The organism is Streptomyces sp. NPDC059874, assembly GCF_042731135.1.
Taxonomy (GTDB): Bacteria; Actinomycetota; Actinomycetes; order Streptomycetales; family Streptomycetaceae; genus Streptomyces.
Genome location: NZ_JBHWJY010000047.1, coordinates 55,220 through 66,784, shown reverse-complemented (window position 1 = coordinate 66,784; position 11,565 = coordinate 55,220). Strand labels below are relative to the sequence as shown.

Below are 11,565 nucleotides of genomic sequence, written 5' to 3'. Positions count from 1 at the left end.
GGCTGGTTCTTCCAGCCCCGCCGGCGTTTTGCGTCCGCTCACCGCCGTGCGGCAACTCCAGCCCCACCGAGCGGCAACTCCAGCCCCGCCAGGCGGCAACTCCAGCCCCGCCGGGCGGCAACTCCAGCCCCGCCGGCGTTTGAGGCGCGGGGTCTGGGGCAGCGCCCCAGGACACGGCGCCGCACCCGCGGCCCCATGGCCGGCCCGCACGGGCTAACGGCGCCGCATGTCCGCGACCCGCGCCCGCTCACCGGCCTGCTGCTCCAGCAGCGCGGCAGGCGCACTGCGCAGCTGCGCGGACGGCCCCCCACGCCGCTGGACCGGCAACGGGGACTCCCGCCGCGGCCGGCGCCCGGCCATGCCGTCACCGCCGCCACCGCCCCCGGAGGCCACGCCACCACCGGCCACGGTGATCTGCACGCCCTGATCGGCCAGCGCCTGCAACTCCGTGGCGGCCCGGTCGTCGTGCGGCGGCGGCTCGTCCGTCACCAGCCGCGTCATGACGTCCGTCGGCACGGTCTGGAACATGGTGTCGGTGCCGAGCTTCGTGTGGTCCGCGAGGACGACCACCTCGGCCGCCGCCTGGACGAGCGCCCGGTCCACGCTCGCGCTGAGCATGTTGGACGTCGACAGCCCGCGCTCGGCGGTCAGACCGCTGCCGGAGAGGAAGGCACGGGAGACCCGCAGGCCCTGGAGGGACTGCTCGGCGCCGCTGCCCACGAGGGCGTAGTTGGAGCCGCGCAGGGTGCCGCCGGTCATGACGACCTCCACCCGGTTGGCATGGGCAAGCGCCTGGGCGACGAGCAGCGAGTTGGTCACGACGGTCAGGCCGGGCACCCGGGCGAGCCGGCGGGCCAGCTCCTGGGTCGTGGTGCCCGCGCCGACGACGACGGCCTCGCCCTCTTCGACGAGGGAGGCCGCGACATCGGCGATGGCGGTCTTCTCCGCCGTCGCGAGATGGGACTTTTGCGGAAAGCCGGATTCACGGGTGAAACCGCCCGGCAGCACCGCACCGCCGTGCCGGCGGTCGAGGAGTCCTTCTGCCTCCAGTGCCCGCACGTCCCGCCGTACGGTCACTTCGGAGGTCTGGACGACGCGGGCGAGCTCCCGGAGCGACACCGCTCCGTTGGCCCGCACCATTTCGAGGATCAATTGGCGACGTTCTGCAGCGAACACGAAACTGACAGTAACCCCAACGACCGTCTACTTTCAGCTCCTTGCGCCGGAATACCGAAGTTGTCCATATGGCGGGGCGACTAGTGGTATACGCGGTCCGAGACTTGGGTGAACGTCCGGCTGCGCCACGGCGCCCCGCCGTCAAAACCCTTGCGGTATGCGGCGGTTGGGGCGGATCAGGCCTCGCCGGCGGCCTTCCTCGTGTGGAGCTGGCGGGCCACCTCGGCGATCGATCCCGACAGCGAGGGGTACACGGTGAACGCGTTTGCGATCTGCTCGACCGTCAGGTTGTTGTCGACCGCGATCGAGATCGGGTGGATCAGCTCGCTGGCGCGCGGGGAGACGACCACGCCACCGACGACGATGCCGGTGCCCGGACGGCAGAACAGCTTCACGAAGCCGTCCCGGATGCCCTGCATCTTGGCGCGCGGGTTGCGCAGCAGCGGGAGCTTCACCACGCGGGCGTCGATCTTGCCGGCGTCCACGTCCGCCTGGGTGTAGCCGACGGTGGCGATCTCCGGGTCGGTGAAGACGTTCGACGACACCGTCTTGAGGTTCAGCGGGGCCACCGCGTCGCCGAGGAAGTGGTACATCGCGATGCGGCCCTGCATGGCGGCCACGGAGGCGAGCGCGAAGATGCCGGTGACGTCGCCGGCCGCGTACACGCCCGGCGAGGACGTGCGGGACACCTTGTCGGTCCAGATGTGCCCGGAGTCCTTGAGCCGGACCCCGGACTCCTCCAGGTTCATGTCCTTGGTGTTCGGGATCGCGCCGACCGCCATCAGGCAGTGCGTACCCGTCAGCACCCGGCCGTCGGAGAGGGTGACCTCGACGCGGTCGCCCACCCGCTTGGCGGATTCGGCACGGGAGCGTCCGACGACGTTCATGCCGCGACGGCGGAAGACGTCCTCCAGTACGGCGGCCGCGTCGGGGTCCTCGCCCGGCAGCACGCGGTCGCGGGAGGACACCAGGGTCACGCGGGAGCCGAGGGCCTGGTACGCGCCGGCGAACTCGGCGCCGGTGACGCCGGAGCCGACCACGATGAGCTCCTCGGGGAGCTCCTCCAGGTCGTAGACCTGGGTCCAGTTCAGGATGCGCTCCCCGTCGGGCATCGCGTCCGGGATCTCACGCGGGTGGCCGCCGGTCGCGATCAGCACGGCGTCGGCGGTCAGGATCGTCTCGGTGCCGTCGGCGGCGGTGACGATGACGTCCCGCGTGCCGTCGATGCCCTGCGGGCCGCCGAGCTTGCCGCGGCCGCGGATGACGCGGGCGCCGGCCCGGGTCACGGAGGCGGTGATGTCGTGCGACTGGGCGAGCGCGAGGCGCTTGACGCGCCGGTTCACCTTGCCGAGGTCCACACCGACGACGCGCGCGGCCTGCTCCAGCGGCGGGGTGTCGTCCGCGACGACGATGCCGAGCTCTTCGTACGACGAGTCGAAGGTCGTCATGACCTCGGCGGTCGCGATGAGCGTCTTGGAGGGCACGCAGTCGGTCAGCACCGAAGCCCCGCCGAGACCGTCGCAGTCCACGACGGTCACCTCCGCGCCGAGCTGGGCCCCCACCAGGGCTGCCTCATACCCGCCGGGTCCGCCGCCGATGATCACGATCCGGGTCACGAAAAGTCCGCCTCACGTCTACCCGGCCGGCTGCCGCCCCGGCCGGTGTTCCGGGGGGTCTCCCCGGGGGATGCATTCCGTGCCCCATTGTCCCGCACGCATCAAGGTGCTTCTCCCCCGGTCCCGCCATCCGGGACCACGGCCGGGCACGCGTGCACCCGTGCCCCTCCCGTACCCTCGGACCCATGTCGCTCTACGCCGCGTACGCCGGCAACCTCGACCCGCGGCTGATGACGCGCCGCGCCCCGCATTCGCCGCTGCGCGGCACGGGCTGGATCAACGACTGGCGGCTGACCTTCGGCGGCGAGCAGATGGGCTGGGAGGGCGCGCTCGCCACGATCGTGGAAGCCCCGCGCCACCAGGTCTTCGTCGCCCTGTACGACATCGCGCCGCTGGACGAGGACTCGATGGACCGCTGGGAGGGCGTGGGCCTCGACATCTACCGCCGCATGCGCATCCGCGTCCACACGTTGGACGGCGAGGAGGCGGCCTGGTGCTACGTCCTCAACGGCTACGAGGGCGGCCTGCCGTCCGCCCGCTACCTGGGCGAGATCGCCGACGCGGCCGAGTCCGCGGGCGCCCCGCACGACTACGTGATGGAACTCCGCAAGCGACCGTGTTAGCCGGGCACGGAGGACCACCGCTGCGCGGAGCTTCGCGGGCCGACCACACCCGCGCCTCAGACGCCGGCGGGGCCGGCATTGCGCTCGCCGACGGCATCAGCCAAATCCAGCCCCGCCGGCGTTTGAGGCGCGGGGTCTGGGGCGGAGCCCCAGCAGTGGCGCCGCGCGGGCGACCCCGTACCGCCCGTCCCGGAACGATTCGGTGGAAACGACAAGGCAACGATCCGAACACCGTGAGCTGTGCCATCTACGCGCGTAGGCCAGGAGCGGCTACGCTCGTCCGCGTGAACGCATCTGTTACCGACCCCTTCGCCGCCGCCGACGCCGCCGCCGCCCGCCTGCGCGAGCTCACCGGCGTCGAATCCCACGATGTCGCCCTCGTCATGGGCTCCGGCTGGGCCCCCGCCGCCGAGGCGCTGGGCGCGCCCGAGGCCGAGTTCTCCGTCACCGAGCTGCCGGGCTTCCCGCCGCCCGCCGTCGAGGGCCACGGCGGCAAGATCCGCTCGTACAAGATCGGCGACAAGCGCGCGCTGCTCTTCCTCGGCCGGACCCACTACTACGAGGGCCGCGGCGTCGCCGCCGTCGCCCACGGCGTGCGCACGGCCGTCGCGGCCGGCTGCAAGACCGTCGTCCTGACCAACGGCTGCGGCGGTCTGCGCGAGGGCATGAAGCCCGGCCAGCCGGTCCTGATCAGCGACCACCTCAACCTGACGGCCACCTCGCCGATCGTCGGCGCGAACTTCGTGGACCTGACCAACCTGTACTCGCCGAAGCTGCGCGCGATGTGCAAGGAGATCGACCCGACCCTCGAAGAGGGCGTCTACGTCCAGTTCCCCGGCCCGCACTACGAGACCCCGGCCGAGATCAACATGATCCGCGTCATGGGCGCCGACCTGGTCGGCATGTCCACCGTGCTGGAGGCCATCGCAGCCCGTGAGGCCGGCGCCGACGTACTGGGCATCTCCCTGGTCACCAACCTGGCGGCGGGCCTGTCCGGCGAGCCGCTGAACCACGAAGAGGTCCTCCAGGCGGGCCGCGACTCGGCCGCCCGCATGGGCACGCTGCTGACGCAGGTCCTCGCCCGCATCTGATCGACGTACGAGGTCACGAGAGGCCACGAGAGGTAAGGCGGAAGCAGTGCAGGAACAGGACGACCTGATCACCCGGGCCCAGGCCTGGTTGGCGGAGGACCCCGACGCGGAGACGGCGGCCGAGCTCGCCGCGCTCATCGAGGCGGGCGACACGGCCGAACTCGCGGACCGGTTCTCCGGCACCCTGCAGTTCGGCACGGCCGGACTGCGCGGCGAGATCGGCGCGGGCCCGATGCGGATGAACCGCTCCGTGGTCATCCGGGCCGCGGCGGGCCTCGCGGCCTACCTGAAGGCCCAGGGCCACGACGGCGGCCTGGTCGTCGTCGGCTACGACGCGCGCTACAAGTCCGCGGACTTCGCCCGCGACACGGCGGCCGTGATGACCGGCGCCGGGCTGCGCGCGGCCGTCCTGCCCCGACCGCTGCCCACGCCCGTCCTCGCGTACGCCATAAGGCACCTGGGCGCCGTCGCCGGCGTCGAGGTGACCGCGAGCCACAACCCGCCCCGGGACAACGGCTACAAGGTCTACCTCGGCGACGGCTCGCAGATCGTGTCCCCCGCGGACGCCGAGATCGCGGGCCACATCGCCCGCGTGACGACGCTCGACTCGGTCGAGCGCCCCAAGGACGGCTGGCTGCAGCTGGACGAAGAGGTCCTGGAGGCCTACCTGGCCCGTACGGACGCCGTCCTGACCCCCGGCTCCCCCCGGGGCGTGCGGACCGTCTACACGGCCATGCACGGCGTCGGCAAGGACGTCGTCATGGCGGCCTTCGCCCGCCACGGCTTCCCGACGCCGGTCCTGGTCGCGGAGCAGGCGGAGCCCGACCCGGCCTTCCCCACGGTCGCCTTCCCCAACCCGGAGGAGCCGGGCGCGATGGACCTGGCCTTCGCGAAGGCCGCCGAGGTCCAGCCGGACATCGTGATCGCGAACGACCCGGACGCGGACCGCTGCGCGGTGGCGGTGCCCGACAACGGCGGCTGGCGGATGCTGCGCGGCGACGAGGTCGGCGCGCTGCTGGCCGAGCACCTCGTCCACAAGGGCGCGCAGGGCACGTTCGCGGAGTCCATCGTCTCCTCCAGCCTGCTGGGCCGGATCGCGGAGGCGGCGGGCCTGCCGTACGAGGAGACCCTCACGGGCTTCAAGTGGATCTCCCGCGTGGAGGGCCTGCGCTACGGGTACGAGGAGGCGCTCGGCTACTGCGTGGACCCCGAGGGCGTCCGCGACAAGGACGGCATCACCGCCGCCCTGCTGGTGGCGGAACTCGCCTCGGAGCTCAAGGAGCAGGGCCGCACCCTGACCGACCTGCTGGACGACCTGGCGATGGCCCACGGCCTGCACGCCACGGACCAGCTGTCGGTCCGCGTCTCGGACCTGTCGGTCATCGCCTCGGCGATGGCGCAGCTCCGGGCGGAGCCCCCGACCTCGCTGGCGGGCCTGCGCGTGGTCTCGGCGGAGGACCTCGCGGTCGGCTCGGCCGCGCTCCCGCCGACGGACGGCCTCCGCTACTACCTCGACGGCGACTACAAGGCCCGGGTGATCGTCCGCCCGTCGGGCACGGAGCCGAAGCTGAAGTGCTACCTGGAGGTGGTGGTCCCGGTCCCCGAGGCCTCCGACCTCGCCTCGTCCCGCGCGCGCGGCCAGGAGATCCTGGACGCCGTCAAGAAGGACCTGGCGGTCGCGGCGGGCATCTGACGCCTCCGCCCGCACGCACGGCCCCTTGGCCCCCTGAGCCCCATGGCTCGGGGGGCCGTTGGCGTATGGGGGTGCGGTACGGGGCTCGTGGCGCGGGCCCGCTATCTCCCCCTCGACCTACCGGGCGCGTGCGGCGTTTGCCCACCCGCCCCCGGGCGCGGGCCCGGGGGACGGGACGGGTGCACGCGGGGGCGGGACTCCTGCCCCTGCGGGCGCCCGCTCGCGGCGGTGGGGGCGGGGGCGGGCCGTCCTGTCCCCCCGGACCCGCGCCCGGGGGCGGGTGGGCAAACATCGCACGCGCCCGGCGCCTTGAGGGTCCGCGCCATCAGCCCCGTACAAGCACCCCCGTCAGCGCGGTGAGACCCCCGCGGAGGCGGACGGGAGGACCACGTCGCCCAGGGTCGGGACCGACTCCGGGCGGGAGCGGACCGCGTCCGTGCACTCCCACGTGCGCGGCGGATCCGCGTCCGGCCCGCCCAGCGTCACCGGCCCCGGACCCGCCGAGATGGCCTCGTTGCCCGCCAGCGTGCACACCAGCTGGGACAGCGCCACCGGCGGCAGGTCCTCCGGCTTGCGGCTCAGCCGTACCGTGCCCGCCGGGTCCCCCGGCCTCGGCGGGGTGGCCGTCAGTTCCTCCGGGACCCCGGTGGTGAAGCCGGCGTCCCGTTCCTCCGCGGACGGCGGCTTCTCCAACGCCTCCAGCAGCGCCTGCGCGACGAGCGCCACGGGGTCCTTCAGGGCCCCGCGCTTCTCGGGCATCGGGACCACCCGGTCCACGCCGACCAGCTGCGATCCGCAGACCAGTTCCACCGTGGCCCGGAAGCCCTGCACCCCGCTCTGCGCGCTCGGCTGCGCCGGCGTGTCGCACGACACCCGCGAGGGCGCCGCGCCGACGTCCACCGGAACGGTCGTCGCCCGGATCCCGCATCCCGTCGACGTCGCGGCCACGAGAAGCAGCGCGGCAACCGGCAGAGCCCTACGCATCCTGCTCACCCGCGAGCACCTTCCCCACGTCCACGGGCAGCCGCAGCGTGAACAGCGCCCCGCCCCCGGCCACGTTGGCGGCGGTGATGTCGCCGCCGTGAATGTGCGCGTTCTCCATGGCGATCGACAGGCCGAGCCCGCTGCCGTCCGACTTCGGCCGGGACGCGCTCGCCTTGTAGAAGCGGTCGAAGACGTGCGGCAGGACCTCCTCCGGGATGCCCGGACCGTTGTCCTGGACCGCGATCACCAGCCACTCGCCCTCCACGGACACCGACACGCGCACCGGCGAGCCGCCGTGCTTGAGCGCGTTGCCGATCAGGTTGGCGAGGATGACGTCGAGGCGGCGCGGGTCGAGCCGCGCCACGATGTCGCGTTCGGCGTCGAGTTCGACCGCGTCGAGCCAGGCCCGTGCGTCGATGCAGGCCGTGACCTGGTCGGCGACGTTGACGTCGTCCAGCACCAGCTTGGCCGTTCCCGCGTCGAAGCGGGTGACCTCCATCAGGTTCTCCACCAGGTCGTTGAGGCGGCGCGTCTCGCTGACGACCAGCGCCACCGCCGGTGCGATCATCGGATCGAGGTCGTCGACCTCTTCCTCCAGCACCTCGGCCACCGCCGTCAACGCGGTCAGCGGCGTGCGCAGTTCGTGGGACATGTCCGCGACGAAGCGCCGGCTCGCCTCCTCCCGCGCGCTCATGTCGGCGACCTTCTTCTCCAGCGCCTCCGCCGTCTTGTTGAAGGTGCGGGAGAGGTCCGCGAGTTCGTCCGTGCCCCGCACGTCGAGCCGGTGGTCCAGCTCGCCCTCGCCGAGCCGCCGCGCCGCGTCGCCGAGCCGCTGTACGGGCTTGAGCACGGTACGGGCCGCGGCCTGCGCGAGGAGCGCCGAGCCGAGCAGCGCGAGGCCCGTCGCGATGGTCAGCGACCAGGCGAGCGCGTTGAGGTCGTCCCGTTCCTGTGCGAGCGACTTGTACATGTAGCCGGTCGGTCCGCCGCCGACGATCCGCGTCCCGCCGACCAGGTACGGATTGCCCTGCGGCTTCGTGCGCTGCCAGTACATGTGGTACTCGGCGTCGTTCGCGGCGGTCGTCTTCTGACGGTCGTTCACCGCGTTCTGGAGCGACTTCGGTACCTCGGCCAGCCCGAACGCGTCGGGTCCGGCCGTGCCGACCACCTGACGGTGGTCCTTGGTCTCGTCCACCAACAGCACGCTGTACCCGGGGCTGCTGCCGGCCATCAGCTCCGCGGTGCGCTGCAGCTCGTCCGCCGTGGGGTCGGCGGGCAGGGCGGCGGCACGGTTCTGCATCTCCTGCCGGAAGTCGCCGAGGGCGGCGTCCTGGGTGCGGGTGAGGACCGCCTCCCGGTTGAGCCAGTACGCGATCCCGGAGGCGGAGACCGCGGCCGTCAGTGCGACCAGTGCGAAGACGATGAGGAGCCGCAGCCGCAGGCTGGTCCAGCGCCGGCCCGCGAGCAGCGCCCGGATCACTGCGGGGAGTCCAGGCGGTAGCCGACGCCGCGGACGGTACGGATCAAGGTGGGCGAGGACGGCACGTCCTCGACCTTGGCGCGCAGCCGCTGCACGCAGGCGTCGACGAGCCGCGAGTCGCCGAGGTAGTCGTGCTCCCAGACGAGGCGGAGCAGTTGCTGGCGCGAGAGCGCCTGACCCGGCCGGCGGCTCAGCTCCAGGAGCAGCCGCAGCTCGGTCGGGGTGAGCTGGAGGTCCTCGCCGTTCTTCGTCACCGTCATGGCGGCGCGGTCGATGACGAGGGAGCCGAAGCTCGCCGAGTCACTGGACTCGCGTTCGCCGCGGCGCAGCACGGCCCGGATGCGGGCGTCGAGGACCCGGCCCTGGACGGGCTTGACCACGTAGTCGTCGGCTCCGGACTCCAGCCCGACGACCACGTCGATGTCGTCGCTGCGCGCGGTGAGCAGGATGATCGGCAGCTGGTCGGTGCGCCGGATCCGCCGGCACACCTCGAAGCCGTCGATCCCGGGCAGCATCACGTCCAGCACGATCAGATCCGGCCGCTGCTCGCGCAGCAGTTTCAGGCCGTCCTCGCCCGTCGCCGCGGTGGCCACACGGTGGCCCTGGCGAGACAGGGAGAGTTCGAGGGCCGTGCGGATGGCGTCGTCGTCCTCGATCAGCAACAGGAAAGGCACGGGCTCATTCTGTCCCATCGGCCGTCGGGAGTTCGACCGTCGGGAGGACGCGATCCTCACGAAGATCCCCCGGGGGTCGCCGACAGGCCGTCCGGAGTTCGCTGTGACAGGGCTGTGACAGTCGACGGACACCCCGGTTAAGTCGGCGGGGCAGTCTTCTACCAACGCACCAACGGACCGAAGCAGACACACTCCACGACGGGGAGGCGCGAGATGAACACGCTGCACAGCACCACGACCAGCGCGGTTGTCACGCGGCTGCACGATGTGAACCGCCGGGCGGGTGTCCGTACGGTGACGGTCGCTCGTCCTCGGCCGGCGCACGTCGTAGCCATTGACGCTCAGAAGTACGAGACGGTTCCCGCACAGCGCACCCCGTCCTCGACGTCCGAGGCGGAGTTCACGGCGTACGTCCAGGAGCGGCGGGCCGCCCTGTACGCGACGGCCTTCCACCTCACCGGCGACCGCCACGAGGCCGAGGACCTGTTGCAGAGCGCGTTGTTCTCCACGTACCGCGCCTGGGACCGGATCAGCGACAAGGCTGCCGTCGGCGGCTACCTGCGGCGGACCATGACGAACCTGCACATCAGCGCGTGGCGTCGGCGGAAGCTGAACGAGTACCCGACGGAGGAGCTGCCGGAGACGGCCTCCGACACGGACGCGATGCGCGGTACGGAACTGCGCGCGGTGCTGTGGCAGGCGCTGGCCCGGATCCCGGAGCCGCAGCGCACGATGCTGGTGCTGCGCTACTACGAGGGCCGCACGGACCCGGAGATCGCGGAGATCCTCGGGATCAGCGTCGGCACGGTGAAGTCCAGCATCTGGCGCTCGCTGCGGCGCCTGCGCGAGGACGAGGCGCTGAGCTTCGGCGCCGACGAGGCGGAGTCCTTCGAGGAGCTCGTCGCCTGACGGACCAACGGCCGGGGGGCCGTCCTACGGGGGTGGGGCGGTGGCCATGGGGGGAAAGCGCGGGATCGGTCGGCCGGGGGTCCGACTGATCCCGCGCTTTCGTGTGCGCGAGATCAGCAGTCCACCCCGCCTCCGAGCTGCCGTCCGCGGAGCCCCGGCAAGGGTGGCGCGGACGGGCCGGCGGGGCTACGCCGGGGCGGTGGTGCGGTGGCGGCCTGCTGCGGCGGCCGCGAGGCGGCCCAGCGCCTCGTCGCGGCCGCAGGCGTGCGCGCCCAGCGCGGTGTGCCGGGCGACGATGCCGCGCTCGGCCCGCATCAGTCGCCAGCCCCTGCGCAGCAGGAACGGCACCGACTTGCGGCCCTCGCGCAGATCGCGGGCGAGGCGGCGGCGGAAGGTGGTCGAGGGGCGGCCCCGCAGGCAGATCGCGTCGGCCAGCAGGCCCAGCTCCTGACAGCGGGCCGCGATGTCGGCGGCGAAGATCCCCTCGGCGATGAACAGCGGCGTGCGCGGCGAGCGCGAGATGTCCAGCGTCTCGGTCCCGGTCCGCGAGGAGGTGGCGATGTCGTACACCGGCACCTGCGTGCGTCCCGCCGCGCACAGCTCCTCGATCGCGGCGACGGCCGCGTTCGCGTCCCACGACAGCGGGGAGTCCCAGTCGATGTCGGAGCTGCCCTCGACCAGGGGGAGGGTGGGGTCGTCGCCGTCCTTGTAGAAGTCGTCGAGGCGCAGCACGGGCAGCCCGGAGCGGGCGGCCAGTACGGATTTTCCGGAGCCCGACGGACCGGTCAGCAGGACGACTCGGGTCGGCGAAGGAGAAGAACAGCTCACGGGACACCAGTCTGAACCATTCCCCCGGGTAGGGGATCCTCCCGGTGGCCGGTTGGTATCGAGTATCACACCTCGACTACGCTGCGTGCGCACGCGACTACCACCTAAGCACCTCAGGGCGGGATCCCCATGGCACGTCACGCAGCCCCTTCCGTACCGAACCGGCTCCGCAGCGCGGGTCTGACCGTCTCGATGGCCGGTGCGGCCCTGGCGATGGCCGCCGGGGGTGCGCAGGCCGGTGAGCTCGACGTGCCGGCGGCGCTGTCCGGGGTCGCGAACCCGATCGCGAACCTCAAGGTGAACCCGCTCGCGAACACCGGCGTGGACCCGCTCGACAACGGGGTCGCCACCAAGGTCGCGGACTTCCCGTCCGTCGGTACGGGCATGGTCACCGGCAGCCTGACCCGTGGCTCCTCGGTCGGCGAGCTGCCGACCGCCGCCGTGTCCTCGCTGCTCGGGCCGGTGCTCCCGCAGAAGTAGGTACGGGAAGG

At 72.5% G+C, this 11,565-nt stretch carries 11 protein-coding genes; 5 read left to right on the top strand and 6 right to left on the bottom strand.

The window, feature by feature from the left end; genetic code table 11:
- Positions 1 to 213: 213 nt before the first annotated feature.
- Positions 214 to 1,176, bottom strand: coding sequence for a DeoR/GlpR family DNA-binding transcription regulator (locus tag ACFV9H_RS25400; RefSeq protein WP_385402172.1), 963 nt, complete (start codon positions 1,174 to 1,176; stop codon positions 214 to 216).
- Between the two features lie 176 nt (positions 1,177 to 1,352).
- A complete protein-coding gene (locus ACFV9H_RS25395; RefSeq protein ID WP_385402169.1) occupies positions 1,353 to 2,792 on the bottom strand; it encodes an NAD(P)H-quinone dehydrogenase in 1,440 nt (479 codons plus the stop codon).
- A 185-nt stretch (positions 2,793 to 2,977) separates the two neighbouring features.
- Here ACFV9H_RS25395 and ACFV9H_RS25390 point away from each other — a divergent pair, with 185 nt between their 5' ends.
- The 3 genes from ACFV9H_RS25390 (at position 2,978) to ACFV9H_RS25380 (ending at position 6,199) form a co-directional block, all read left to right on the top strand.
- The gene (locus ACFV9H_RS25390; RefSeq protein ID WP_053786320.1) at positions 2,978 to 3,415 is read left to right on the top strand and encodes a gamma-glutamylcyclotransferase; all 438 of its coding nucleotides are present in this window, start codon (positions 2,978 to 2,980) and stop codon (positions 3,413 to 3,415) included.
- A gap of 284 nt (positions 3,416 to 3,699) precedes the next feature.
- Positions 3,700 to 4,506 (top strand): purine-nucleoside phosphorylase, encoded by an 807-nt coding sequence (locus tag ACFV9H_RS25385; protein ID WP_385402167.1) that lies wholly within the window; start codon positions 3,700 to 3,702, stop codon positions 4,504 to 4,506.
- Between the two features lie 46 nt (positions 4,507 to 4,552).
- Positions 4,553 to 6,199, top strand: a complete 1,647-nt coding sequence (locus ACFV9H_RS25380; protein ID WP_385402164.1) for a phospho-sugar mutase — start codon at positions 4,553 to 4,555, stop codon at positions 6,197 to 6,199.
- 348 nt (positions 6,200 to 6,547) lie between these two features.
- On the opposite strand, the gene ACFV9H_RS25375 is transcribed toward ACFV9H_RS25380, so the two are convergent.
- The 3 genes from ACFV9H_RS25375 to afsQ1 are packed head-to-tail and all read right to left on the bottom strand — an operon-like array spanning position 6,548 to position 9,337.
- A complete protein-coding gene (locus tag ACFV9H_RS25375; RefSeq protein ID WP_385402188.1) occupies positions 6,548 to 7,183 on the bottom strand; it encodes a hypothetical protein in 636 nt (211 codons plus the stop codon).
- A complete protein-coding gene (locus ACFV9H_RS25370) occupies positions 7,176 to 8,663 on the bottom strand; it encodes an ATP-binding protein (RefSeq protein WP_385402161.1) in 1,488 nt (495 codons plus the stop codon). Before ACFV9H_RS25370 ends, ACFV9H_RS25375 begins: the two co-directional genes overlap by 8 nt.
- Positions 8,660 to 9,337 (bottom strand): two-component system response regulator AfsQ1, encoded by a 678-nt coding sequence (gene afsQ1 / locus ACFV9H_RS25365; RefSeq protein WP_063754818.1) that lies wholly within the window; start codon positions 9,335 to 9,337, stop codon positions 8,660 to 8,662. Before afsQ1 ends, ACFV9H_RS25370 begins: the two co-directional genes overlap by 4 nt.
- A gap of 213 nt (positions 9,338 to 9,550) precedes the next feature.
- Here afsQ1 and ACFV9H_RS25360 point away from each other — a divergent pair, with 213 nt between their 5' ends.
- Positions 9,551 to 10,246 (top strand): SigE family RNA polymerase sigma factor, encoded by a 696-nt coding sequence (locus tag ACFV9H_RS25360; RefSeq protein WP_385402159.1) that lies wholly within the window; start codon positions 9,551 to 9,553, stop codon positions 10,244 to 10,246.
- Positions 10,247 to 10,432: 186 nt separating this feature from the next.
- Here ACFV9H_RS25360 and ACFV9H_RS25355 read toward each other — a convergent pair whose 3' ends face one another.
- Positions 10,433 to 11,140 (bottom strand): uridine kinase, encoded by a 708-nt coding sequence (locus ACFV9H_RS25355; protein WP_385402185.1) that lies wholly within the window; start codon positions 11,138 to 11,140, stop codon positions 10,433 to 10,435.
- Positions 11,141 to 11,203: 63 nt separating this feature from the next.
- Between ACFV9H_RS25355 and ACFV9H_RS25350 the strand changes: the two genes are divergently transcribed.
- Complete coding sequence (locus tag ACFV9H_RS25350) at positions 11,204 to 11,554, top strand: hypothetical protein (protein ID WP_385402157.1); 351 nt, start codon at positions 11,204 to 11,206, stop codon at positions 11,552 to 11,554.
- Positions 11,555 to 11,565 lie beyond the last annotated feature (11 nt).